General features: G+C 43.9%; 22 protein-coding genes. 11 read left to right on the top strand and 11 right to left on the bottom strand.

All coding sequences use genetic code 11. The features are described from left to right. The first annotated feature begins 88 nt into the window (after positions 1-88). Positions 89-499 (top strand): TIGR00304 family membrane protein, encoded by a 411-nt coding sequence (locus MsAg5_RS04900; RefSeq protein ID WP_338099507.1) that lies wholly within the window; start codon positions 89-91, stop codon positions 497-499. Between the two features lie 15 nt (positions 500-514). On the opposite strand, the gene cutA is transcribed toward MsAg5_RS04900, so the two are convergent. The 8 genes from cutA to MsAg5_RS04940 form a co-directional block, all read right to left on the bottom strand. After that, positions 515-841, bottom strand: a complete 327-nt coding sequence (gene cutA / locus MsAg5_RS04905) for a divalent cation tolerance protein CutA (protein WP_338099508.1) — start codon at positions 839-841, stop codon at positions 515-517. A gap of 59 nt (positions 842-900) precedes the next feature. Further along, positions 901-1968 (bottom strand): hydrogenase expression/formation protein HypE, encoded by a 1068-nt coding sequence (gene hypE / locus MsAg5_RS04910; RefSeq protein ID WP_338099509.1) that lies wholly within the window; start codon positions 1966-1968, stop codon positions 901-903. A gap of 39 nt (positions 1969-2007) precedes the next feature. Next, the gene (hypB, locus tag MsAg5_RS04915) at positions 2008-2691 is read right to left on the bottom strand and encodes a hydrogenase nickel incorporation protein HypB (RefSeq protein ID WP_338099510.1); all 684 of its coding nucleotides are present in this window, start codon (positions 2689-2691) and stop codon (positions 2008-2010) included. A gap of 347 nt (positions 2692-3038) precedes the next feature. Continuing rightward, positions 3039-3410, bottom strand: coding sequence for a hydrogenase/urease maturation nickel metallochaperone HypA (locus MsAg5_RS04920; protein ID WP_338099511.1), 372 nt, complete (start codon positions 3408-3410; stop codon positions 3039-3041). A 69-nt stretch (positions 3411-3479) separates the two neighbouring features. After that, positions 3480-4583, bottom strand: a complete 1104-nt coding sequence (gene hypD / locus MsAg5_RS04925; protein WP_338099512.1) for a hydrogenase formation protein HypD — start codon at positions 4581-4583, stop codon at positions 3480-3482. A gap of 87 nt (positions 4584-4670) precedes the next feature. Next, entirely contained in the window at positions 4671-4913 is a 243-nt protein-coding gene (locus tag MsAg5_RS04930; protein ID WP_338099513.1) for a HypC/HybG/HupF family hydrogenase formation chaperone, read from the bottom strand. A gap of 283 nt (positions 4914-5196) precedes the next feature. After that, positions 5197-5577 carry a methionine-R-sulfoxide reductase gene (locus tag MsAg5_RS04935; RefSeq protein ID WP_338099514.1) on the bottom strand — a complete coding sequence of 127 codons (381 nt, stop codon included), beginning with the start codon at positions 5575-5577 and terminating at the stop codon, positions 5197-5199. Positions 5578-6273: 696 nt separating this feature from the next. After that, entirely contained in the window at positions 6274-6648 is a 375-nt protein-coding gene (locus tag MsAg5_RS04940) for a DUF3467 domain-containing protein (RefSeq protein WP_338099515.1), read from the bottom strand. 189 nt (positions 6649-6837) lie between these two features. On the opposite strand from MsAg5_RS04940, the gene MsAg5_RS04945 reads away from it, so the two are divergent. Beyond that, complete coding sequence (locus MsAg5_RS04945) at positions 6838-8757, top strand: phosphoadenosine phosphosulfate reductase domain-containing protein (RefSeq protein WP_338099516.1); 1920 nt, start codon at positions 6838-6840, stop codon at positions 8755-8757. Positions 8758-9433: 676 nt separating this feature from the next. Here MsAg5_RS04945 and MsAg5_RS04950 read toward each other — a convergent pair. After that, a complete protein-coding gene (locus MsAg5_RS04950) occupies positions 9434-10369 on the bottom strand; it encodes an MBL fold metallo-hydrolase (protein WP_338099517.1) in 936 nt (311 codons plus the stop codon). Positions 10370-10623: 254 nt separating this feature from the next. On the opposite strand from MsAg5_RS04950, the gene MsAg5_RS04955 reads away from it, so the two are divergent. Further along, on the top strand, positions 10624-12642 hold the full coding sequence (locus MsAg5_RS04955; protein ID WP_338099518.1) for a threonine--tRNA ligase: 2019 nt from the start codon (positions 10624-10626) through the stop codon (positions 12640-12642). 152 nt (positions 12643-12794) lie between these two features. Here the strand turns inward: MsAg5_RS04955 and MsAg5_RS04960 are convergent, their stop codons facing one another. Continuing rightward, complete coding sequence (locus MsAg5_RS04960) at positions 12795-14315, bottom strand: MFS transporter (RefSeq protein WP_338099519.1); 1521 nt, start codon at positions 14313-14315, stop codon at positions 12795-12797. 371 nt (positions 14316-14686) lie between these two features. On the opposite strand from MsAg5_RS04960, the gene MsAg5_RS04965 reads away from it, so the two are divergent. The 7 genes from MsAg5_RS04965 to MsAg5_RS04995 all read left to right on the top strand — a co-directional run bounded on the left by MsAg5_RS04965 (position 14687) and on the right by MsAg5_RS04995 (position 22767). Further along, positions 14687-15925: a beta/alpha barrel domain-containing protein gene (locus tag MsAg5_RS04965; RefSeq protein ID WP_338099520.1), complete on the top strand. Its 1239-nt coding sequence runs from the start codon at positions 14687-14689 to the stop codon at positions 15923-15925. Positions 15926-15957: 32 nt separating this feature from the next. Further along, the gene (locus MsAg5_RS04970; RefSeq protein ID WP_338099521.1) at positions 15958-16884 is read left to right on the top strand and encodes a class I SAM-dependent methyltransferase; all 927 of its coding nucleotides are present in this window, start codon (positions 15958-15960) and stop codon (positions 16882-16884) included. A gap of 369 nt (positions 16885-17253) precedes the next feature. Continuing rightward, on the top strand, positions 17254-18135 hold the full coding sequence (locus tag MsAg5_RS04975; protein ID WP_338099522.1) for a YkgJ family cysteine cluster protein: 882 nt from the start codon (positions 17254-17256) through the stop codon (positions 18133-18135). Between the two features lie 73 nt (positions 18136-18208). Further along, a complete protein-coding gene (locus MsAg5_RS04980) occupies positions 18209-19486 on the top strand; it encodes a 3-isopropylmalate dehydratase large subunit (RefSeq protein ID WP_338099523.1) in 1278 nt (425 codons plus the stop codon). A 94-nt stretch (positions 19487-19580) separates the two neighbouring features. Continuing rightward, positions 19581-19883, top strand: a complete 303-nt coding sequence (locus tag MsAg5_RS04985; RefSeq protein ID WP_338099524.1) for a phosphoribosyl-ATP diphosphatase — start codon at positions 19581-19583, stop codon at positions 19881-19883. A 69-nt stretch (positions 19884-19952) separates the two neighbouring features. Continuing rightward, positions 19953-20777, top strand: coding sequence for a M48 family metallopeptidase (locus tag MsAg5_RS04990; protein ID WP_338099525.1), 825 nt, complete (start codon positions 19953-19955; stop codon positions 20775-20777). 475 nt (positions 20778-21252) lie between these two features. Next, the gene (locus MsAg5_RS04995; RefSeq protein ID WP_338099526.1) at positions 21253-22767 is read left to right on the top strand and encodes a cobyric acid synthase; all 1515 of its coding nucleotides are present in this window, start codon (positions 21253-21255) and stop codon (positions 22765-22767) included. A 288-nt stretch (positions 22768-23055) separates the two neighbouring features. Here the strand turns inward: MsAg5_RS04995 and MsAg5_RS05000 are convergent, their stop codons facing one another. Further along, positions 23056-23376: a DUF2551 domain-containing protein gene (locus MsAg5_RS05000; protein WP_338099527.1), complete on the bottom strand. Its 321-nt coding sequence runs from the start codon at positions 23374-23376 to the stop codon at positions 23056-23058. A gap of 303 nt (positions 23377-23679) precedes the next feature. Between MsAg5_RS05000 and MsAg5_RS05005 the strand changes: the two genes are divergently transcribed. Continuing rightward, the gene (locus MsAg5_RS05005) at positions 23680-24396 is read left to right on the top strand and encodes a hypothetical protein (RefSeq protein WP_338099528.1); all 717 of its coding nucleotides are present in this window, start codon (positions 23680-23682) and stop codon (positions 24394-24396) included. Positions 24397-25031: the final 635 nt, after the last annotated feature.

Genomic DNA, 25031 nt, shown 5'->3' on the forward strand with positions numbered 1-25031 from the left:
AAAATATTTTTTAAAAAATCATTTTCATAAAAAATTATTTTCATAAAATTTTCTTCTTCATTCTCTTCATTCCAATTCTGAGGAAATCATGGCGGTCGAAGTTCAATTTTTGTTTTGGCCAAGTGTCATCTTGTCCGTCGTCGGTTCAATCGTTTTAACAGCCGTTTTCTATTTTCTTTCAAAAAGAAATTCATCTCAGTCTTATGATGATTTTTATGATGGAAATAATGAATATAATGATCATGAACATAATGATCATGAATATGATGAATATCGCAAAAATGATCGATTTGATTCGAATGATGGCGATTCATCGTCAGAAGATTTTGACTCTCAATCTCAAATCAAAACCGGCGGCGTCATTTTGATCGGACCGATCCCGATCGCATTCGGAAACGGCGGGATCCGTTTTGATAAAAAGAATTTCAAATACGCGCTTTTATTTTTCTTGATTGCGGTTTTGGTTTATCTGATGATGGTTTGGATTATTTCAAAATAAGCAGGCAGGAAGTTTTTACTTGACGTTTTCGTCCACCCAATTCTGAAACCCAACATTAGACTCGTCAATATTGATTTTCATTATAACGGGTGTCTCATACGGATGCTTCTTTAAAACGTATGCTTCAACAGATTTCCATCTGTCGCCGCGGGTTTTAAAAATACAGCCGTATTCTTTTTCATCATACAGTTTGCCGCCGTATGTGTAAACCGCCGTGTGTTTCCGGATGTTCGCACAAACGATTTCCTTCTTTCGAATCAGTTTTTTCGTTATTTTTTTAGCGGACTTTTTGGTCGGAAATGTGGTGTAAATAAAAATGTAGTCTGAGTTTGTTTTTGTCATAAAACATTTCTTCCTTTTTGTCCGCTTCATCAAAAATGATTGCTAACGCGCGCGTCGCCTCAGCAAACGCGCGGAATCGGGTCTCCGGTCGGCACATCCACATACCGGGTGCTGCCCAAAGCCGACACCAATATCACTTTTCCGGGTTTTTCGTTGTCGACCTTGCCGATAATGGCCGCATCTTTGCCGTATGGGTGCTGCTTTAAGATTTTCAAAACCTGTTCCGCATAATCGGGATGAACGCCCATGACCACTTTTCCTTCGTTGGCGATTTCTAGCGGATCGAGGCCGAGCATTTCGCAGGACGTTTGAACGGCTTCCCGAATCGGAATTTTTTCTTCTTCAATCTTGACGCCGACTTTGCTTTTTTGCGCCATTTCATTGAGGGAATCCGCAATGCCGCCGCGCGTCGGGTCTTTCATGGCTGAAATTGCCTTTTTGCCGTCTTTTGTCCGAACGGACAGCGCCGGTTCAACCATTTTCCAAACAGGGGCGACGTCGGACACCAAATCCGAATTAAATTCAAATCCTTCCCGTTTGGTCAAAAGCGCCATGCCGTGATCGGCAATGTAGCCGCTGACAATAATGACGTCTCCCGGTGATAATCCGGAGTCCCGGACCGGCTCGTCGCAGATGCCGACGCCGGCAATATTAATCATAATAGAATCCAATGCCGTTCCTTCAACGGTTTTCGTGTCGCCGGTGATAATCGGAACGCCGACTTCTTCCAAAACCGCATTCATGGAACAGACAATTTTATCCAGTTCAGTGATGTCAAATCCTTCCGGAATAATCATACCGCAGCTGAGCGCCAACGGTTTGGCGCCCATGACGGATAAGTCATTGATGGCGCCGCAAACGGAAACCCGGCCGATGTCGCCGCCCGGGAAGAAAATCGGTTTGACAACATGGCTGTCGGTCGTCATGACGAGTTCGATTTTATCCGATTGAAATCCGCCGCAGTCGTCTTTCCGAAGCGTGATGCTTGCGCCGTCATCCAAAGCATCCAGACCGACCGTTCCGGCACATGTCAACGTCAAGTTTTTCAAAATCGTGCTGCCGATGAGAGATTGCATTTGCTGGCCGCCGGCGCCGTGTTCCATTGATATTTTATTTTCTTTTGCCAAAATAATCATCCTGCAATTATTGTTTTTATTGATCGCGGATTATTTTCCCTGCTTTTTGCTCAAAATGCCTTTCTCAATGACATCCACCCACTGTTCGACCGTTTTTGGATCTTTTTTAGACGTCAACAGCACCGGAATTTTCGGATTCAAGAAATTGATGTCGCGGACCATGGTGGCCGGGTCTACGCCGACCGCTTCGGCAATGTCTATTTTATTGATGACGGCCAATTCCGACGTTTTAAAAATAACAGGGTGTTTTAAAATGATGTCGTCGCCTTCACTGACGCTGACCACTACAATTTTCATGTCTTCGCCCAAATCAAAGTCGGTCGGACAAATGAGGTTGCCGACGTTTTCAATAAATAAAACATCGTAATCCTTTAAGTTGATTTCAGAAAGGGAATGTTCCACCAAATGCGCATCAAGGTGGCATTCTTTGCCGGTGTTGGCCGGAATGGTGGTGACGCCGAGACGGACAAAACGGGAAGCGTCCATGTCGGCAATCACGTCGCCGGCAATCACGGCGATTTTGTACTTTCCTTTCAAGGCTTTGATCGCTTCTTCAATCAATGTTGTTTTTCCGGAACCGATCGCCCCCATAATATTGACGGAAAAAACGCCGGCTTCTTGGAGCTTTTTCTTGTTCTTGGCCGCCAATTCCTTATTTTCCTTAAAAACATCGTGCTGCATGTTCACAACATGAGATATATTGAGCATTTTCATCCACATTTTTGTCACCTGTAGAGCTTCTGATAATCTATTTTATAGTTTAAATATTTTGAAATCGTTATTTGGAAATAATTAATATAAAGTTGATTTTTAAGATATATGTTTTAAAAAATTTATAAGATTCAAATTTGTTGATGTTTGCAACGTATAGATTTTTTAAAAACAATTGTTGAAAATAAATATATGTTCTTAAAAAACCATTTTTAGAAAACATTTTGAAATATTCTTAAAATGCTTTAAAATATTTTTGAAACACGTTCTGTAATATTTTAAAACATGCATTTTAAAAAATACATTTTGTTTCAAAATATTTCCTTGAATTTGGCCTGACCGGACATTCTTCAGTCAATATCGATGGAATCCACAACTAAATCCCGGCCGCCAATGATTTCTGCGTCTTTGCCGCAATTCGGGCATTTGAGGGAAATCAAATAATCTAAGATATCGCTCTCGTTTTTGTCGAGTTCGGCCGGTTGGCCTGAAAAGCCGCACGTGCATTTTAAATCTGGTGCGATCGGCACAAAAACATAAGCCGCTTTTTCAGCGATTGTTCCTTCTGCAATTGATTGCAGACAAAATTCCAATTGGATTGGATTGACGTGCGCCAATTTTCCGACTTTGACGACAATTTTATTGACGACAACGGCATCGTTGTCGTTTGCAACGGTGAGAACACTTTCCATCAAGTCCATTGCCAGTGAATATTCATGCATAAAATTAATCTCCGTCTGTTGATTCTGCTCTGTCCGTTTCAGATTTCGATCGGTTGTGACTGTTCAGGTTCAGTCCCGGCAATATTTGTACCAGCTGTGGCACATGCCTTCGTCGCTGACCATACACGGTCCGACCGGCGTTGTCGGCGTGCATTTTTTGCCGAACATCGGACAATTGGACGGGTTGGCTTTTCCGGTCAGAATCGTTGCGCAGATGCAGTGCTTCTTTTTCTTTTGCCGGACTTCTGCCAGGCGGCTGATTTCGTCTTTGTAAAGGTCAAAAAATTGAACGGCGGCGTTGTGGTTCGCATATTTTTCTTTCAGAACAAAACCGGAATTCGGGATAATTCCCAGGCCGCGCCATTCGGAATCGGAGACGTCGAAAACATCGTCCATCATCTTGAGCGCGATTTTGTTGCCTTCGGGCTTCACGGCGCGCGGATAGGCGTTTTCAATTTTCGCTTCTCCGGCCTTCATCTGCTTTTCAAGAAGCGCAATCGCCAGCAGAATGTCATAAGATTCAAAACCGGCGACAACGACCGGATAACCGAGTTTTTCAAAATTGGTAAACGGTTCGGTTCCGGTGATCACGGCAACGTGTCCCGGCGCAATGAATGCGTCGACGTTGATGTCCTGGATGAGCAGATCAATTGCCGGCGGCGTTAATTTGAGGGATGTAAAAATGTAAAAGTTGGACGGCAGGCCGCGCAAAACGGCGGCGGCGGTGGTTGGAATAGTGGTTTCAAAGCCGATGGCCAAAAACACGATTTTTTTGTCCGGATTGTCGGCGGCGATTTTAATGGCGTCGTCGATGGAATAAACCATGCGGACGTCGGCGCCTTCGGCGCGCGCGTCAAACAAACTTTCCTCAGTTCCCGGAACGCGGAGCATATCTCCGAAAGTGACAACTGTCAGCCCTTTTTTCGCGAGAATGATTGCCGTATCGATATCGTTGTCCGGCGTCACGCAAACGGGACAGCCGGGTCCGCTGAGCACTTCGATTTCCGGCGGCAAAAGGCTTCGGATTCCGAATTTGGCGATGGTGCGCTCATGAGTGCCGCAGATGTGCATAATTCGAGCCGGCATCGGGTTTTTAGAAATATTGTCAATCAGTTTTTTTTGGATTTCAATCGGATTTTCCAAAAAAGGATCGGTTTTTGAAATAAAATCCACCTCAGTCGTTATGTTGTAATTTTGTTACGATCGTAACATGTTGTTATTTGTCGTGGTTTGATCGCGATTCGTTGCCATTTATAAGGATTATAAAGATTCGTCCTGGGCGGCCAGAATCAAGTCAAATGATTCCAGAGTGAGCCGGGCTTCCTCTTCCGTAATCACGGAAATCGCGTAGCCGACGTGAACCAAAACGTGGTCACCGACATTGACTTCGGACGCGCCGCCGAGCAAGTCCAAACTGACTTCTCGAAAAACGCCGCCAAAATCAACTTCGGCCCGGCTTTCGCCGGTAATCTTTGAAATTTTTCCGGGTATTGCAATACACATAATGTTCCCTCTCTTTGTTTTTAGATGAATTTAATCAATTGTTGATAAAATTAATGTCAAATAAATATAAGAAATGTAAAATTGACCTTTATTTCAAGGTTTTTATATCATATTTTTTCATTATCTTTCACGAACTAAAAATTTACTTTTATTTAAATTGATTGGGTTGTTTTTCAAAAAAATGTCTGAGAATTGTCATTTTTAGAATAAATTGTTGGAATAAATTATGAAAGAATTATTGGACTAAATTATGGAACGAATTGCGGACCAAAATTAGGTCAGATTATTGTTTCGGAACGAATTCCAAAGAAACAGAGTTCACACAGTGCCGCACATCTTTTTCCGTCAGCCGTTCGCCTTCAAAAACGTGTCCTAAATGTGCCCCGCAGTTGTTGCATACGATTTCTATCCGGTATCCGTCCGGATCCGGAATCCGCTTCACCGCGCCCGGAATTTCATCATCAAAACTCGGCCATCCGCATCCGGATTCAAATTTGTCTTCCGATTTGTACAATTCGGCGCCGCACCGTTTACAAATATACGTCCCCGGCATCTTGTTGTTCAGATATTTTCCGGTAAACGGCATTTCAGTTCCTTTATAGATGATGACGCGCTCTTCTTCCGGCGTGAGTTTTTTGAGTTGAGTTTGTTTGTTTTCAGTCATGGGTGAAATTATATTTTTTGTTCTATATTAATTTGTGTTTTTTAATTTGTGCTTTTCTTTCCGAAACTTCTTGCTGTTTTGTGTGGTAACTGTGTGTGGTAACTGTTTGCAGTATCAGTTCCCAATGTTAGTCCGCAAGTTCAGAACGCCGAGCGCCGAAGGCGTGAGGTGGACTGAACTTGGCGGATTGCTCTGAAAGTGAGATGCAGTGACAAATGAGTTGGTACATACTTTTACATTTAGTTAGCACCTGTTTGCTGTACAGATTGCACCTATTGTTAACTATTTCTGAGTTGTACCTTACTGTTTACAGAACTGAGTTGCACCTACTGTTTGCAGTTCTGATTATATCTGCTGAGTGGTATCCGTAAAATACAAACGCTATCGCGTTTGATTTTACGGGATGGTTTGCTTGACGTCACTAACTTGCCGGATACACTTGCGACCGAAGGGAGCCGTTCGCGTAGCGAACTTTTAGAAACAGACTCCCACCGCCCTTGAAAAATTCTGAGCGAAGCGAGAAATTTTTCGGTTGATGTTACGGGATGGTTTGCATGATATCGTTGAAAAACGCCTGCCGATTTTTAAAATTCGAACAAAATGTGTCGCCATAACGCGCGCGCATGCAGGCGCTCAAAAAATGAAAAAAGAAATGAAAGAAAAAAATGAAAAAAGAAAAAAAGAAGGACGAAATGATTAAGCATACCCTTCTAAAATCTTGCTTTTCGGCTGGTCGCCCTCTTCCGGTTTTTGGTTTTTAAAGATCGGGCCGAACTTGCGTTCGTAATCCTTCACGTTTTGGTCCAGCCAGCGGGACAATTCCATTGCTGCAATCGGGGACAAGATGATTTCCGTGCCGATTTTCCGGTGAATCTTGCGAATGCCGCTGCCTTGCGCCAATTCCGGTTCGTCGTTGTAGAAGCTGATCCGGAAGTCGTAAATGTTGTTGACGCCGATTGCGCCGATCGCGTAAAACTGTTTACAGTCTTCTTCTTTGGATAATTCGAGAACGACTTCGATTTTCTGCGGTTCGTTCTTTTTTGGGGTTGGGATTTGTTCGTTGTTTTCCATATTTGTCAATCCTGATTTTTGATCTGATTTTTGATCTGACTTTGATTGAATTTGTTCTCTATGGATGATTGAAATCTATTTAATATGATTTATATTTCATTTTGAAAATAAAATGGTTCAAAAATAAAAAACAAAAAAGAGAACGTTTGAAAGGAGGCTTTTTATACCCGCACCATGTAAAAAAGGCGCATGACAAAACAAACTATCGGATCTCAATCCGTTTTATCCTCAAAGTTCAAAGCCGAAAATGCGGGCGGTCAAAAAAAGCCGAAAAGCGGCGGCTATAATGCCAAAGAAAGCAGCGATCATTTGGATACAAATCAAAAAACCGGCAACAACAGAAATAATAACAATAGAAATAACAATAATCAAAATAATAATCGAAATGATAACAACAAAGGCAATAACCGTGTTTTTTATGAAAATGATTCTATTTACTGGTGCACGCACTGCAATTTGCCGCTCATCGGCGACAGATGCGGCATCTGCCAAAAACTCGGGCGCGAAATCAAATTGTCGCAGCCGGCCGACGTCCGGTTTGCGCAAGGCTACGACGTCGAATTGGTTGAAAAACACATGCTTCGGCTCTTTTCATGCAATCCGTTGGAAGGCCGCGTCTTTTTGTTGAACAAAATCCCGGGCGACGACCAAACGCTTGAAATTATCGCCGACGGGCTCCTTATCGGCGTTCTCCGGTTCGATTTGAAAAAGCTGGATTTCGTTTTCGAACTCGCTCCCGACGGCGCCCGGCTCTTCTTTGCCGAGCCGTACATTTTTGCGGCGGCGGGCCGAATCGTTGACATTCAAAAGGCGAAATCGCACCTCAATGGAAAAAACATCTCCATCGATATGATTGAAAAGTTCCCGGCCGGCATTTCCGCCGGCGAAACCGTTCTTCTCCGAAGCGGAAATTTGATCGGTTACGGCGTTTCACACGTTGCCGGCAGCGACGTTTTCCGGCTCCAAAAAGATGGCGGCGAGGCGAAGTCGACGCTCAGCAACGCCGAACTCAAAGAACGGCAAATCCTGAAAGTCAAAAATATCGGCGCCGATTCTCCGCTCGTTCTGTCGTCCAAAAAGCCCGGCATGGATGAAATTGTCGCGGCGAACAAGGAATATGTCAAAAGTCTCGGAAAAAACGCTCTCAACACGATTAAAGGCGTTTGCAACGCATGTGAGCAAAAAGGAAAGCCGGTTTATGTTTCCTTCAGCGGCGGCAAAGACAGCCTTGTCGTTTTGGATTTGGCGACCCAGGCGCTTCAAAACAAAAGCAAGCCAACTCCTTTCACAGCTGTTTTCTTCAACACCGGCATTGATTATCCGGAAACAATTGAATTTGCCAGAAACTTCTGCGCCGAGCGCAGCATTCCGTTCAAAGAGTTTGACGCCGGCGACGATTTTTGGAAGACCCTCAAAAAGCTGGACCACCCCACCAAAGATTCCCGCTGGTGCTGCAAAGTCTGCAAGCTCAATTCCGGCAACAAACTCGGCGGCGGTCAAGACCATATTTCCCTGGACGGCAAGCGCAAACATGAATCGTTCATGCGCGCCAGAATTCCGGCGATGGATACCAATCCGAACGTTGAAGGCCAGCTGAACGTTTTCCCGATCCGGGACTGGCGCGCAATTGAAGTTTGGCTTTACATCAACTGGAGAAAACTGCCATACAACCCGCTGTATGACAACGGTTTGGAAAGAATCGGCTGCTGGATGTGCCCTGCGGCGTTCCAAGCGGAATACGCTCGAATGTCGGAAATTCATCCGGAACTGGCCAGCGTTTGGGAAGATTACTTAGCCGGCTGGGCCGCTAAAAACGGCGTTTCCAAAGAGTATACTGATCACGGTTTTTGGCGCTGGGAACAGCTGCCGCCGAAAATGATTAAATTGTCGGAAGAACTCGGTATTGAGTTGATTGAATCGGATATAGCCGAGCCGGAAGAAATCGAGTCGAAAAAAGATGGGCGCGGTGAATATACGAGAGCGGCGCCGGATCGGAAAAAACCCCAACAACCGACCAAGAAAGGAAATTCATCCAAAAAACCGAGGACGGTTGTTAACTCAAAAGGAAAAAACTCACCGGTGAACCGCGGAAGAAAAAGCGGCAGATAACCGTTTTCGATTTGTTTAAAATAGATTGATTTGTTTCAATTAAATTATCGAGCAAACCAACCCGCAAATTCTGACGCAAAAATTCCGTCGCTTCGCTCGGAATTTTTCAAAGGCGGTGAGAGTCTGTTTCTGCAAGTTTGCTTCGCAAACGGCTCCCTTTGGTCGCAAAAAGGTTTGGTTTCATTTATTCATATTTGTCGTGCAAACCAACCCGCAAAATCAGACGCTTTGCGTCTGTATTTTGCGGATTTCCATCAGTAAGATGCATTGATTTGTAGGTACAGATTGCACCTATTGATCACTATTTTTTAAATTTAGTTTGTACCTGCTGGTGACTGCTTTTAGATTTCAGATTGCACCTACAGGTGACTATATTTAGATTGCAGATTGCACCGACGGGTGACTGTTTTTAGATTTTAGTTTGCATCTGCAGGTTCTAACAATACAGGTTTTTCCTAATACCGATCTGCACCTTCCGTTTCCAACAATACAGGTCTTTCCGATTCCAATCTGCACTGACTGGTGCTGTTCCAACTACATCTACTGTTGCTGTATCCCATTTCCTTTTATCGGATTCCGAGAAATTCGAACGCGATACGCGTTCGAATTTTCGGGATGGTTTGCTTGAAAGATAAAAAAATTGAGTTGGTTGTTTCATTTTTTAATTGTTTTATTCTTACAAGTAATCCTTAATATTCGAATAAATGGAATTTCGGAACAGCGGATTATCAAGCATATTTTCCATTTTTAAAGCCTCACAAACACGTTCAAAGATTTCGTTGAGTTCGTAATCCGTCAGCATCTGCCGCTCAAATTCATCCATTGATTCTTCCGCTTTGCTTTCATCCAATTTCCGGTCTACAAGATAATTATCCGTGATCGTTTTGACGGTTGTATCCAGTTCCGTCAGATTGTCAATGGCTTTCTGAATGTGTTTCTTTCCGGTTTCCGAATCATAAACATCGTCCCAAGCCGACAAAAAGTAGTCGACATTTTCCAATTCCAGCATCTTTTTGAGAGATTCGATCGAATCTTTCACACTGACGTAAATCGGAATTTGTCCTTCGACCGGAATCGAATCGCCGGTAAACAACATTTTTTGTTCCGTCCAATAATAAGACACGTGTCCCTTAGAATGTCCTTTCGTATCTAAAACTTGAATATTGACTTCTTTTTCAAGTGGCAGAACATCTTTGTCTTTGACGATGACGTCGATTTCAGTGGATTCGTTCAAAAGTTTGTAAAAATTCGGAATCGGACGCTCCTCGAATTGCGTGTCAATGTCTTCAATCCATAATTTTTCCGGTTCGGACGCATAAACTAAGCTTCCGGAAACATCTTTGATTTTGCGCAGGCTGCCGATGTGATCCGGATGGGAATGAGTGATCAGAATATTCCGGACGTCAAAAATGCTTTTCCCGCTGGCGGTTAAAAATTCAGCAATTTGTTTGTCCGCGCCGGACGTGCCGGTATCAATCAAATGGGTTTGCCGGCCGGTGATGATGTATAAATAAACGAACCGCTCAATGCTTTCGGTGACATTAAACGTGACTTTTAAGCGGTAAAGGCCTTGTGCGATTTCCTTTATGTTGTTTGCTTTCTCGTTCTCCATTTCTTCTTCCTCCGTTTCCTCTGTCTGTCCTCTGTTTCTTCGTTTTGCTGCTCTTCAATTCAATTTTATAAATTAAATTGAATATATTTTATTTGGTCATTTATATTATTTAAATAAATCTCCAATCGAATGAAACGACTCAATAATCTTAATCATGACCTAAATGACCCAATTGACCCAAATAACCCGACAAACGACTCTATGAATTTAAATAATTGAATGGCATTTCTTTGTCAATTTAGAAGGTGTAATTTATGCAAATGCTTCTTATTCACTCGGACTACATCGAGTACGAAACCAAAAAGAAAACAAAAATCGCCGAAGAAATCGGCGACGATATGAAAGCCGGACGGCTTGAAGAAGCCTTAACGGCGTTTATCGCGGTGGAAAAATGCGACGAAGCCAACCCCAATACCGTTGTCGCGGCGGCTGTTTCTCAAATTAAAAACATATTGGAACAAGTCAAAGCCGACAAGGTCATGGTTTACCCGTACGCCCACCTCAGCTCCAGCTTATCCGCACCGGAAACCGGTATCGCCGTGTTAAAAGGCATCGAAGCCGCGCTCAAAGCTGACGGCATTACCGTCATGCGTGCGCCGTTCGGCTGGTACAAATCCTTTAAAATCAGCTGCAAAGGGCACCCGCTCTCCGAGTTGTCTAAACATATTTCCGTGGACGATATGGCCGACATTGACAGCTGCGGATGCTGCGGCAACCCGCCGAAATCCAACGCGTCCAACAATGCAACCATTGCCTCGGCTGCCAAAGCGACGGCTGCTCTCAAAGCCAACGCTTGCGGCGCAAACGTCGAAGTTTCAGAAGACGGCGACGTTCTCTCCGAAGCCTTAAAATCGGAAAGCGTTGCCAAGTCCTACTTCAAAATTCTCGGAACGGACGGCGTCTTTTACGAACCGGCCGAATTCGATTTATCCAAAAACCCGAACTTGGCGAAATTCGTCAACTACGAAATCGCCAAAAACCGGGCTGTCAACGCCGCCCCGCCGCACGTCGAACTCATGAAACGCTTGGAACTCGCCGACTACGAACCCGGATCCGACTCCGGAAACATGCGGTTCTATCCGAAAGGCCGCCTCATGAAATCATTGCTTGAAATGTATGTGGTGGACCGATCCATCGTTGATTTCGGCGCCATGGAAGTGGAAACGCCGATCATGTACGACATGAACCACCCGACGCTGAAGAAATATCTTGACCGGTTCCCGGCACGGCAATACTCCATTGAATCCGACAAGCGCCAACTCTTTTTGAGATTCGCCGCCTGTTTCGGACAGTTCTTAATGAACCACGACATGACGATTTCTTACCGGAACATGCCGCTCAAGATGATTGAACTCACCCGCTACAGTTTCAGAAAAGAACAGCGCGGCGAGTTGGTCGGACTTCGCCGCCTCCGCGCGTTTACGATGCCCGACATGCATACGCTTTGCCGCGGAATGCCGGAAGCCATGACTCAATTCCTCGCTCAGTACGAGTTCTGTATTGACGTTTTGGACCACATCGGCATTAAATTGGATGATTTTGAAATCGCCATCCGCTTCACAAAAGACTTCTACAACGAAAACAAAGATCTCATTGAAACGATGGTCAAAAAGGTGAACAAGCCGGTTTTGGTGGAAATGTGGGACACCCGTTTCTTCTATTTCGTCTTGAAATTCGAATTTAACTATGTGGACAGCCTGGAAAAAGCCAGCGCGCTTTCCACCGTTCAAATCGACGTCGAAAACGCGGAACGCTACGACATCGTTTACACGGATTCCGACGGCGAACTCAAACGCCCGACCATTCTTCACTGCTCCCCGAGCGGTGCCATTGAAAGATGTATTTACGCGCTTCTCGAAAAAGCGGCCATGGTTTCCGCTGCCGGAAAAGTGCCGACGATTCCGACCTGGCTCTCGCCGACTCAAGTTCGTGTGATTCCGGTCACGGAAAAACACTTGGACGCCGCCGACGCCGTTGCCGACAAAATCAAATTCAGAGTCGATGTAGACGACCGCGAACTCACGCTCGGCAAAAAGATCCGTGAAGCCGGCACCGAATGGGTTCCGTACACCGTCGTCATCGGTGACAAAGAAGCTGATACAGGCGTTTTGACGGTCACTGTCCGTTCCAAATCCGAACCGGAAAAGCCGTATAAGATGGAAATGACCGTGGACGAACTCAACAAGATGATTGAGGACGAAACCGCCGGCATGCCGTACAGAGCTTTGCCGCTTCCGAAATATTTGTCCAAACGCGCGAAATTTGCGTCTTAAATTAAAATAAAATTAAAATATTAAAAAACAGAGCCGGGCTTTAAATCATTTTTTTAAGCCCGGTTTCGGGTTTGACCGGCGGCGGACGCGCGCCGGTCAAACCCAAATCTTCTTTTTTGTATTGTTTTTGTATTATTTTCTGTATAATTTCATCAGATATCAAAAACAGGTTCCGGACCCAATTTTACGATTTCATCTTCGTTCACAGTGACGGGTTTTTTGCCGTCTTTTTCTTCCTTTTTCTCTTCCCGGTCACGGAAAATAATCAACAATCCGGCAATAACGGCAAACACGATGCCGACAATGAATGTGACGTGCATCGCCGTCAAAAATTCCGGATAGGTGTCGGGCGTCAGCGTGTTGGTGGTTCCGAAAAAGATGGCGATGTTGGCCATTGCAATCACCATGGACAAAACCATGCCGGACTGACGGAAAACGCCGGTGATGGCGCTGACGTTGCTGTAATCTTTGGCGGAAACGGAACTCATGAGCGTGTTAGTGTTCGGCAGGATGAAGAAAATGGTGCCGGCGCCGATGAGAATGCCGTAGATAATAATCAATGCCAACGACGTGGTTTCCGAAATCGTTGTCAAGCAAATGAGGCCGATAATTGTCAGGACGGTTCCCATAATGGTAATATTCTTTTGGGAAATACGTTTTGAAATCTTGCCGATCAACGGCGAAATCACGATTTGAACGGCCGGAATGGACAACATAATAAAACCGGCTTCTTGAGACGTCAAATTACCGATGCTCTGCAAATACAAGCTCAAAAAGAACGACAAGGCGTAGGTTGCCGTAAAAATGAAAACGACGGCGTAATTGGACCAGGCGAACACTTTGTTGGACGAAAAGAGCTTAACGTTCATGGCCGGATATTTTTGCCGCTTCTCATAGTAAATAAAGGCCGGGATCATGATAATTCCAACAATGGTCGAGATGATTGCCCACGTGTTCGGCAGACTGCTGAGCCCGCCGAGCGTGAACAAAAGGGCAAGCGCGTACAACAGAGATCCGCCCCAATCGAACGGCTCGCCTTTTCCGAATCGGATGTCGCCTTTGACAAATGCGTAAACCAAAATACCGGAGACGAGCGCGAACGGGACGATGAAATAAAACGAACTTTGCCAATTGTATTGCTGAACCAAAAATCCGCCGATGGCCGGACCGACGGCGGCGCCGAGCGCACCGGTGGCCGTCACAATGCCGTAAGCATGCAAACGTTCGGCGCCTTCATAAAAGTGCGTGAGAAGGGACATAGACGTGGCTGAAACGCCGGCCAAACCAATTCCGGTCAAGACGCGGCAAATGACCAATATGCCGTAAGTTGATGCGGACGGCGTTGCGATGGTGGCAATCAAAAAGATAATTGTGCCGATGGTGAATATTTTTTTCCGGCCGTAAATATCGGACAGGCGCGCAAACGGGACCAAAAATAAAGCGACGGCCAACAGAGAAGTTGTGGTCAGCCAGCCGAGCTGGTGGGCGCCGACGGAATAAGTGGCGCCGATTGCCGGAAGCGCGACGTTGATCATCATGCTGCTGAGCGGCAGAACAAAAGCGGACAGGGCAAAACCGAGCAGAATCAGATTGAGCTGCGTTTTGGTGTAACCTTTCGTTGAAAACGATTCTGTTTTTTGAGCTGGGGGTTGTGGGGCGGCATTTTCCGGCATAAAATCACGATTGAGCACTTAAATACAAACGAATAAAAACAAAAATAAATGATAATAAGATATTTCATAAATTCTTTAAAATAAATTAAAAGAAATATAATGTAAAACGAATATATAAATATTCATATATATTAATTCGGAAAATATAGTCGAGAAATATAGATCCGTGCAAAAAGACTAAAATGTAAAAATGGCTATTGACATAGAAATTTGAAAAATAAAATTTAGTTATTCTTGATTTGTTGATTTCATTAATTTTGTTGATTTCGTTAATTTCGTTAATTTCGTTAATTTCGTTAATTTCATTATTTTCTTGTTGATTTTCATTTAAATTTGAAGTTTACCGGATTAAATTTCCAATGGGTGTCGTCATGGTTGCAAATATTTTCAATACGCCGGATGCAAAAAACGCCGGCGTTGTTGAATATACCGACAAATACTTTTTACGGGCTTATGAGATTTTAAAAAAGGACGGTTTGAACCCGTTTGTACGGGCGCAGGTGTTTGTTCGTAAAGGTCCCGGAATTATTTCCGGAATGGATGAAGCCATCTCATTTATTCTCAATAATTCCGACTTAATCAAAAACGGCGGTCGAATTTACACATTGTCCGACGGCGAAACGTATTCGCCGCTGGAAACGATTCTCATGATCGAAGGACGCATTTTGGATATCGTCCGTCTGGAAACGGTTTATTTGGGCATTATCAGTTCGGCGCTGGCAATCAAAAATGATAAACGGAAATTGGATTTCAAACAAATCGAAAACAACATGAAACAAATCGTTGCGGCGGCCGGCGGCCGTCCGGTGACTTATTTCGGCGCCCGCCACTGGCATTATTCCGAAGATGAAAACATATCCCGTGCCGCCATTGCCGGTGGCGCCGCCGGTGCGGCCACCGACGCCGGCGCTCAATTCGTTGGTCAAAAAGGCGTCGGAACCATTCCGCACGCGCTTGAAAACATTTACGCCTGGCGTGACGGAAAGGAAAATGCTGTTTTAAATTCGACGCTGGCTTTTGACAAATATATGCCGGAAGACATCAAACGTATTGCGTTGATCGATTACAACAACCGGGAAATCAACGACACGCTTCAAGTCGCTCGTTTGGTTCCGTCACTATTTTCAATCCGTGTGGACACATGCGGTGAAAATATCGCGCAAGGGGCGCTTTCACTTGCCGACTTGGCCGGCAAGTCCAAAGAAAAGAAAGATCAAATCATCCGCCAGTTTTTCAATTTGCCGGCAACGGTTCCGATTGAAATTCCGCCGGAAGATGAAATTTATTGGTTCGGAACAGGCGTTTCCATCTCGGAAGTCTATGCGATTCGAAAAGCATTGAATGACAACGGTTTTTCGCACATTCAAATCATGCTGTCGAGCGGTTTTGGAAAAATCGAAAAGGTCAACGCGTTTTCAGCAGCTGAAAAAATGTTGAACATGAAATTGTACGACAGTTTGGGCGTTGGCGGCATTTACGAATCAAGAGACGCGACGATGGACATTGTGGCGGTCGGCAACTCTTTGACGGAAATGGTTCCGGTTTCTAAAGTGGGACGGACGGAACATCCGAATCCGCGGTTGAAATTGATTCAAATCCAATCTGAATAATGAACGCTCAACACGAATCTAACTGAAAAATCATGAAGCCGCAGAAATTGAGGGATTTTGCAAAGGTTTATGTGCCGTCGGAAGAAAATCAACGGCAGCTTCCCGAAAAAAAGATTGTTTTGACGCCGGAAGAAATGGCTGTTTTGCCGGCGAACAAACAAAAAATCGGCGACGTCGTGATTGTTTCCGTGCCGCCGGAACTGGCCGGCAAAAAAACGGAAATTGCCGAACTTCTTTTGAAAATGGATTCAAAGACGCGTTTGGTTTTGAATGATTTGGGCATTGAGGGACAATTTCGCGTTCCGAACCGGGAAATCATCGGACGGCGAACAGATTCCGGATCAGCCGATTTGGGAACTAGGGCTGAAACTGAAACGGAAATTGAAACGGAAACTGTTCACTTGGAAAACGGCTGTCGATTCAAATTGGATGTGGCGCAGATCATGTTTTCCAAAGGAAATTTGGATGAAAAAAGACGGATTTCCAAATTGTGCGCCGGAGAAACAGTCGTGGACATGTTTGCCGGTATCGGTTACTTTTCTGTTCCGATTGCTGTTCATTCCCGGCCGGAAAAAGTGATTTCCATTGAACTGAATCCTGTTTCTTACCATTATCTGTGTGAAAACTGCCGACTCAATCGGATTGAAAAAATCGTTGAGCCGATTTTGGGCGATTGCGGAACTGTGACGCCAAAAGGCGTGGCAGATCGTGTTTTGATGGGATATGTAGGAACGACGCACCTTTATTTGACAGCGGGAATTTCGGCCGTCAAAAAAGAAGGCGGCATCATTCATTATCATGAAACTGTGCCGGAAAAATTGTATCCGGAGAGGCCGGTTCAGCGGATTTTGGGTGCGGCAGCGGAATGCGGCCGGATTGCGACCATTTTGGAAACGCGCGTCATCAAAAAGTATTCGCCGGGCGTTTTGCATGTCGTGGTTGACGCGAAAATTGGGTAACGGTTTTTGCGGCGGGCGGCTGCGCGCGCGTTACGGCGACACTTTTTCGTTTGGATTTTTTCAAAAGCTGAGGGTCGTTTTTAAAGATGTCAAGCAAACCACCCCGAAAAATCAAACGCTTGCGTTTGATTTTCTCGGATTCCGATCAGATAGATTGGAACTGACAGCAGTAGATTCAGTTTCAGTCCCAACTTGTACCTCCATTTGCTGTCACCAGTTTCTGTTCTGTTCGCGGTATCCGTTAAATCAGACGCGAAACGCGTCTGATTTAACGGGGCGGTTTGCTTGGGAATTAAATTAAAATGTTAAAAGGTATAATAAATCTGAAATGAAATCTAAATATTTAAAAAATAATCAAATGGAGAAACAATGTCAGACCAAAACTCGATGCCGGCTGTATTTGAAACGCTGAAATCCGCCGGATATTCTTGTTTACGGTGCGGACAATGCTGCGCGCGCCCTGCGGGCGGCAACTCTGTTTTTCTCATGCCAGACGAAGCGGCCGCTATCCATGGCTTTTTAATTCAAAACAACATCAAAATCCACAATCGAGATGTTTCATCATCATTTACAGTGCCGCTATTCCCGGATTTTTATTCCGACGGCGATCAGCCGGTTTTTGACGTCAAAATGATTTCCAACAATCTTCAAATCATCCGAAATCAAATTTCAAATAGCGGCGCGATTTTTACATTTGGAAGCATGCTGAAGCGAACCGAAAACGGAACATGCGTCTTTTTGGATTCGGAAACCAACAAATGCCAAATCTATCCCGTTCGACCGCTGCTTTGCCAAACCTATCCGTTTTTCATTGATTTTAATGAATTTGACGCTGAAAAACCCGGCAACGCCGACGTGATTGAATGCCTGTGCGACGGGTTTGAAAGTGTTTCCGAAACGGATGATTCTGTTTGCAGCGAATTGGCGGAACTTTTGGTTCGGCGGGCCGGTTTGGAAAAAATAGATTATGAGAAAACAAAAAAACAAATTCAGGCGGATCAAATTTTGACATCGGGCGCCGGATTCGGTTTGGCTAAAGAGGATTTGAGGAATGGATTTCTCCGTTTTATCGTTTGCGACAGCCACGGGGCTTCTGAAATGAAACTTCAAGTGACTGATTTCTATTTAAATACAACAAATACAAATAAAACAGGTCAAACATGTCAAACAGGTCAAACATGTCAAACAGGTCAAACAGACGGAACGGGCAAAACAAGAAAAACAGACGGAACGGATGAAAAAAGTATTTAAACAGGGGATGGTTTTCAGTAACCATTCTATAATTTAGTGATATTTATAAAAACAAAAATAGGTCGTGAATTTTATGGAAAAAACACCGTTGACACTCTCTGAAAAAATCTTTTCAAAAGCTTCCGGAAAAACGGCAAAAGCCGGGGATTTCGTAACGGCAAACATCGATTGCGCTATGACGCACGATATTACAGGGCCGTTGGCCGTCAAAGGTTTTTATGAAATTATGGACGGAAAGGATGAGAAAAAGGTTTGGGATCCCAAAAAGATTGTCATTTTGTTTGACCACCAGGTGCCGGCCGACTCGCTGAACGCGGCTCAAAACCATATCATGATGCGAAAATTCGCGTCCGAGCAAGGCATTTTGAATTACGATGTTTTTGAAGGCGTCTGCCACCAAGTCATGCCGGAAAAAGGACACGTCCGCCCCGGAGATTTGATTGTCGGCACCGACTCCCACACCTGTGCTTACGGCGCTTTCGGCGCATTTTCAACCGGTCTCGGATCCACCGACATGGCGGCTGTTTTGGCGACCGGCAAACTTTGGTTCCGCGTTCCTGAGACGCTTCGGTTTAATGTGGAAGGAAAGCTCCCCAAACACGTCTGTTCGAAAGATCTGATTCTCCACCTGATTGGGGACGTGGGCGTCGAAGGCGCGCGCTACAAAGCGGCTGAATTCGCCGGATCTACTGTTCACAACATGCAGATGCCGGAAAGAATGACCATGTCCAATATGGCCATTGAAATGGGCGGCAAAGCCGGTTTGATTGAACCGGACAGCATCACAGAAAAATACCTCCAAGAACGGATTCCCGGATTTAAACTGGATCCGTACTGGAAATCGGACAAGGACGCTGAATTTTCAGATGTCCGCAACTATGATGTGTCCAAATTGGAACCGCAAGTGGCGTGTCCGCACAATGTGGATAACGTGAAACCGGTCACGGACGTTGCCGGAACAAAGGTAGACCAAATTTTCGTCGGATCCTGTACGAACGGCCGTTTTGAAGACATTGAAATGATGATGAATGCGATCGGCAACGACAAGCTCGCCAAAGGCGTTCGGCTGATTGTGGTGCCGGCGTCCCGGACGGAATATATGAAAGTGCTGCGCGCCGGATATGTGGAAAAATTAATGGAACTGGGCGCCATCGTGGAATCGCCGTGCTGCGGTCCGTGTATGGGCGGCTCGTTCGGACGGTTGGGTGACGGCGAAGTCGGTTTGTCGACGTCAAACCGCAACTTTAAAGGACGCCAGGGAAGTCCGAACTCATTTGTTTATTTGTGTTCCCCGGCAACAGCGGGGGCATCGGCGGTCACGGGCGAAATTACGGATCCGCGGAAAATCTAAAAATAAAGATTAAATAAAATTTAAAATAAATTTAAAATAAATTTAAATTGAATAACAGATTATCATTGATCTATTCACATCAGGAGACTTGACATTGGAAAAAGCAGCGGATTTGTCCGTTTTAACTCAAATTTATCAGATTATTGAAGAACGTAGCAAAACACAGCCGGAAGGGTCGTATGTTTGCGCGCTTTTGAATGATCCCAAAGGCGTCAACAAGATTTTGGAAAAAGTCGGCGAGGAAGCCACGGAAACGATTTTGGCGGTCAAGGACGGCAAACGCGATGAAATCATTTATGAGACCTCGGATTTGCTTTTCCACTTGATGGTGATGCTGTTTGAGTGCGGCGTCACGCCGGAAGACATTGCGGCCGAACTGGCCCGCCGGCACAAATAATCAAACAACCAAATAACCAAATAACCATTATTCAAGAAGAATGGGTTTCCCATTCTATTTTCTTTTTTTATGACAAATATGAGACCTGTTTCCGGGGAAAAGACGCAAAATGTTCTTTTTCAAACGGATTCCGTGAGTTTGCCGTGCCTGATTATTTATTCCGCCAAGCGCAAGCGCACGATCAGCTATACGGTTCGGTACGATTCGGACGAAGCGTCGCTTTTTGTGCGCGCGCCATCCGGTTTGTCATCCAAAGACGTGCTTTCGATTTTGTCTGATAACGAAAAAAACGTGTCCGAGCTTTTGGACAAAGCCGTCAAAAAACAAGACGCAGCTATTAAAGAATCCAAGAAAACCTACCGCAACGGCAGCATTTTTCATTACATGGGCCGGGAATACGCCTTGGCGGTCTTTTTTGTTGATAAAGAAGACAACCGGAGCAACAAAATCGACGTCCGGCTTTTGGACGGACAATTAAAAGCGTACCTGCCGGCGAAAATGCTTCATCTGACGCAGGAAGAATGTGAAAAAAAGATCAAAAAGGCAGTTGAAGCGTTTTATATGGAGCAGGCCGACGTTTTTTTCAACGCCCGCGTCGATTATTTTGCGGAAAAATATTTGCCGCTGCTTGGCAAAAAACCGATTGCCGTCAAGGCCCAGTATTACAAAGGAAAATGGGGTTGCTGTTCGTCCGACAACGAAATCCGGCTCAACTGGACGCTGATCCAAGCCGATACGCCCATTATTGATTATATTATTGTTCACGAGCTTTGCCACATCCGCCATAAGAATCATTCCGCCGACTTTTGGAATCTGGTCGAAACGATCGATCCGAATTATAAGGAAAAGCAGAAATGGTTAAAGGACAATGGCTGGGTTTTGGGACTTTTGTAATTGTTTTTTTGTTTTTTTGTTTTTTTGCGGCGGGCGGCAGGCGCGCGCGTTATGGCGGCACTTTTTCTTTTTGAATCAGTCGAGCCGGTCTGCGATTTCTAATTTATGATATCAAAAACCGTTCCCCTCATTTCTAATTTTGAGTCAAGCAAACCATCCTGCATAAACAGACGCGTACCGTGTCTGTTTATGCGGATGTCGCAAACGATCGGGATTGGATAAATTAGAATATTTTAAAATTCAAATTAATTTTTTTCTCCAATATTTATTCTTTTTTTCAGAAACAAAAAATTTGAGGGGAAGGATACTTATCAACTAAATCTGATTTACATGAGGAACCAAATCCTTTATTAATCATGCTCGATTAAAACATTATGTTTATTATTGAATCCGAAATTGTTTGAACGATGGTCGGTTGTTTCAAACGCCTTCTACATTCAAATCCATACCACAATCGATGGAGGGAACTATTTTCATGAACGCAAAAACACTTCTTGTCCTTGGGACGTCTTCTGACGCCGGAAAAAGTTCTATTGTCACGGCAATATGTAAAATATTGTCTGAAAACTACAAAGTTGCGCCCTTTAAAGCCCAAAATATGAGTTTAAATTCCTGGGTTTCCAAGGACGGCAAAGAAATCAGTTTTGCGCAAGTGATTCAGGCGTGGGCCGCCGGAGCGGAACCGATTCCCGAAATGAATCCGGTTGTCTTAAAACCCAAAGGCGACAGCATCTCTCAAGTGGTCGTTCTCGGCGAACATTACGCCGACCGGACCGCCGGCAACTATTACGAATCCATTGATGAAATGTTTCAAATTTTAAACCGCGCGCTCTCGAAACTTGAAGAAAACTTTGACGTGATCGTCATGGAAGGCGCCGGCGGCGCGGCCGAAATCAACCTCTACGACCGCGATATCGTCAACATCGGCACGGCCCGCCTCACCAACGCCCCGATTATTCTGGTCGGCGACATTGAGCGCGGCGGCGTTTTTGCAAGCTTGTACGGAACCATTGCGCTTTTGCCGGAAGACGTCCGCAAAAACGTCAAAGGATTCGTCATCAACAAATTCCGGGGCGATCCGGCCATTTTAAAGCCCGGGCTTGACCAGCTGGAAGAAATGACCGGCATCCCGGTTCTCGGCGTGATGCCGTACTTTAAACTCAGAATTCCGTCCGAAGACTCGATGTCTTTCCATGAAAAAGCCGGCTCCGGCGCGATTCCGGAGGAAAAGAAAGGCCGCGGCCAAAAAACAGGCCTTGAAATTGCAGTCATTCAGCTGCCGAAGATTTCTCATTTCAACGATTTCGAGATTTTGGAATCGGAAGCCCTTGTCCGGTATGTTCAGCCGGAAGATCCGCTTAAAAACAGCGGCAAATGTCCGGATTTAATTATTATTCCGGGATCCGGAACGCCGCTTCAGGATTTGAAAGCGCTGAAAGAAAGCGGCATGATGGAGCAGATTTTAGAACTGAGAAAGGAATGCAGCTGTCCGATCATCGGCGTCGGCGAAGGATACCAGCTTCTCGGAAAAACGCTGAAGGATCCGTCCGGAAACAAAGTCGCCGGTTTCGGTCTTTTGGACTGCGATACTGTTTATGAAATGGAAGAAGGATACAGCGAAAAACCGGAACGGATCATGACGGTCATCAACAGCAAGGCCGGTGTGAACACCGGCCTTTTAAAAGAAGTCTCCGGAATGACGGTCGAAGGGTTCTTTGCCCACAGCGGCAAAACGAATACAAAAGCGCCGATTTTCGGCGACGACGGCGCAGTGAGCACGGACGGCATGGTTCTCGGTACGTTTATGCACGGTCTTTTTGACAACAAAGCCTTCCGAAAAGCACTTTTAAAATACTTGGCCGCCCGCAAAGGAATCCAGTATGTCGAAGAAGAAGACTTTACGGTTCAGGACGGATTTGCCGAACTGGCTGATGTTTTTGAAAAGAATGTGGATATGGAAGCCATTTATAAAATCATGGGATTAAAATAAAAGCGGAATCATTTTCCCTTTTATTTTATTTTCTTATTTTTCACTTTTCCTTTCGTTTTCTCTTTTTGCTTTTCCTTTTTTTGAGTGACGGCGCCGCGCGCATTATAGCGTTCGTTTCACAGGCGTTTTTCGAAAAAATGGGATTGAGTTTTTATTTTTTCCCGGTTTTTGATCCGCTGCACTTGCCGTATTCGAAAAAACAAAATCATACAAAAAAAGAAACCATCCGGTCATCAAATCAAAAAAGGATAAAAATTAAAGAATCAAAAAATATAAAATCGGTATCGGTCAAATGCCGACACTTTGAGGCGATTTTCCAACCATCATTTTTATGATGTCAATGTATTCGTCTTTGACAGTGTAAACGATGGGTGTTTTGTATGACTCTTTGTGTGATTTCAAGATCCCGACTTTGGATTGAATATATCCGATCATGGACGCCACTTCGTTTCGAGTGACTGTATATTCTTTTGAAATCAAATCGTGGATTTGGTCGACGGTAAATTCTTTGCATTTAATGACGAGGTCCAGGAACTTTTTTCTGTAACCATTCACGTCAGCCGCAACGAATTTTTCGAGTCTTGTCATAATACTGGCTTTTAATGACATAAAATCGAGGCCCCCTTTTTTCAATCTTTCAGGAATTGTGTGATACTTATTTGATCACAGCCGGTAAACAATACCAACTATGACGTAATCCTTTATATTTTTAATTGTGGCGAATGTTTTGCTCAGTTGTGTTCTATCAAACTGTTAAGTTTTGATAATCGCAACGGAACAAACGGTAAATTCATAAATATAGTCAACTATATTTACAATCTGTATTTAAATAATAGATAAGAGATTATATATAAATCTTATGTTCAAATATAACTGTTATATGGGTTATCTACTACATTGCGGGTTAACAATATGACTTACCAATACAGCCGAAAAAACCATCAACTTTTTTGGAACGGCAAAAAGTTGCAGCTCATTGATTCCGAAATGAATGAGATCGGCGCCTGCGTCAAATGTAAAAGTCCGCTTGAGTCGGTGAGTTCATACAAATTTGAATTTGATTCGGAATCGTCAGCCGTTTCGGACGCGCCGGCTTACGCCGTCGTCTCAAAATGTGTCTCATGTTTCTCATTTTATGCGGATATTTATGATTTGAATTGGTCGTGGATCGATGAAACCGAACCTGTTCTGATTGAAGACGCCGGCCCGGCGGATGAAACCGCAGCCGGCAATATTTCGGGTACGTCTGTCACTCAAATACCGCCTGAATATGAATCGACTACAAAAACGGTCAATCCAATGACAGCAACCGAATCAGAATATTCGGAAAAAGAAGACGTCACGATAAATAATAATCCGGTCACCGGTTCGCCTTCTTCCAAATCCGGTCCTAAAAAAACAAGATCCCGGAAATACAAAATCCCTGTTTATTCGGATATTGTCTCATCTGCTGACGATTTGAATCAGATCCCGATGATCCAGCTCAAATCTGTTTTTTCGGAAGCCGAAGTTGAAGCCATGTTTGCCAAAGCAAATGGTGAAAAACCAATCCGGCAATATTTCCACCGGGCCAAGAAAAAATATCCGGTTTTTGAGGAAATTTTCGGCATTAAAATTGATATCAATTAATTCGTCCGCAAGAGTCATGATGTAATAAAATATAGTGACGCTGATTTAATTAAAATTAAGCATTAAATTAAAAATATTATATGGAAATTTCTTTCTCTTTAGGATTTAAAAATGATGTCTCAAATTTTCATATTATCCAGAAAATAGAACTAAAAGTTTCGATTTATATTCTTTAACTAAAATATAATTGTAAGGATTATATATATAGTATAATTTAATACAATGGGTGTATTTTAATTCAATAATATATTAGTTTATCATCTCTTAAGTTATCGTTCTTCATAAATTAAATAATACTGTGTAGAAAAATAATACTATATTTATATATGTAATTTTGAGCTAGTGAGTCTATAGTATTTAGTCCAAATGTTGACAGAAAAACATAGTAATCTTTTTAAAAAATATTAGTTGAAATTAATTATTTTTTTGAAAGATTGGATTTTTAAATTTTTGGTCCAACCGGATCAAAAATAATCTGAAATATATTGTTCATAATATTTATGTGAATGAAATTTGAAACGGATCATTTTTTGAAAAAATGTGTATTTTTGATAACTCATTTATTCCAAAGACATTATGAATATGATGTTTTAGGACTATTTAATCCCCATTTAGTGCAAAAAAGATTATTCTTT

The sequence above is a fragment of the Methanolapillus africanus genome, from assembly GCF_032714475.1.
Taxonomy (GTDB): domain Archaea; phylum Halobacteriota; class Methanosarcinia; order Methanosarcinales; family Methanosarcinaceae; genus Methanolapillus; species Methanolapillus africanus.

Excerpts from the sequence above, each read along its gene's own strand:
- MsAg5_RS04900 (WP_338099507.1), top strand. The coding sequence starts at position 89 with ATGGCGGTCGAAGTTCAATTTTTGTTTTGGCCAAGTGTCATCTTGTCC.
- cutA (WP_338099508.1), bottom strand. The coding sequence starts at position 841 with ATGACAAAAACAAACTCAGACTACATTTTTATTTACACCACATTTCCG.
- hypB (WP_338099510.1), bottom strand. The coding sequence starts at position 2,691 with ATGAAAATGCTCAATATATCTCATGTTGTGAACATGCAGCACGATGTT.
- MsAg5_RS04920 (WP_338099511.1), bottom strand. The coding sequence starts at position 3,410 with ATGCATGAATATTCACTGGCAATGGACTTGATGGAAAGTGTTCTCACC.
- MsAg5_RS04930 (WP_338099513.1), bottom strand. The coding sequence starts at position 4,913 with ATGTGTATTGCAATACCCGGAAAAATTTCAAAGATTACCGGCGAAAGC.
- MsAg5_RS04935 (WP_338099514.1), bottom strand. The coding sequence starts at position 5,577 with ATGACTGAAAACAAACAAACTCAACTCAAAAAACTCACGCCGGAAGAA.
- MsAg5_RS04940 (WP_338099515.1), bottom strand. The coding sequence starts at position 6,648 with ATGGAAAACAACGAACAAATCCCAACCCCAAAAAAGAACGAACCGCAG.
- MsAg5_RS04945 (WP_338099516.1), top strand. The coding sequence starts at position 6,838 with ATGACAAAACAAACTATCGGATCTCAATCCGTTTTATCCTCAAAGTTC.
- MsAg5_RS04950 (WP_338099517.1), bottom strand. The coding sequence starts at position 10,369 with ATGGAGAACGAGAAAGCAAACAACATAAAGGAAATCGCACAAGGCCTT.
- MsAg5_RS04955 (WP_338099518.1), top strand. The coding sequence starts at position 10,624 with ATGCAAATGCTTCTTATTCACTCGGACTACATCGAGTACGAAACCAAA.
- MsAg5_RS04960 (WP_338099519.1), bottom strand. The coding sequence starts at position 14,315 with ATGCCGGAAAATGCCGCCCCACAACCCCCAGCTCAAAAAACAGAATCG.
- MsAg5_RS04965 (WP_338099520.1), top strand. The coding sequence starts at position 14,687 with ATGGTTGCAAATATTTTCAATACGCCGGATGCAAAAAACGCCGGCGTT.
- MsAg5_RS04970 (WP_338099521.1), top strand. The coding sequence starts at position 15,958 with ATGAAGCCGCAGAAATTGAGGGATTTTGCAAAGGTTTATGTGCCGTCG.
- MsAg5_RS04975 (WP_338099522.1), top strand. The coding sequence starts at position 17,254 with ATGTCAGACCAAAACTCGATGCCGGCTGTATTTGAAACGCTGAAATCC.
- MsAg5_RS04980 (WP_338099523.1), top strand. The coding sequence starts at position 18,209 with ATGGAAAAAACACCGTTGACACTCTCTGAAAAAATCTTTTCAAAAGCT.
- MsAg5_RS04990 (WP_338099525.1), top strand. The coding sequence starts at position 19,953 with ATGACAAATATGAGACCTGTTTCCGGGGAAAAGACGCAAAATGTTCTT.
- MsAg5_RS04995 (WP_338099526.1), top strand. The coding sequence starts at position 21,253 with ATGAACGCAAAAACACTTCTTGTCCTTGGGACGTCTTCTGACGCCGGA.
- MsAg5_RS05000 (WP_338099527.1), bottom strand. The coding sequence starts at position 23,376 with ATGTCATTAAAAGCCAGTATTATGACAAGACTCGAAAAATTCGTTGCG.
- MsAg5_RS05005 (WP_338099528.1), top strand. The coding sequence starts at position 23,680 with ATGACTTACCAATACAGCCGAAAAAACCATCAACTTTTTTGGAACGGC.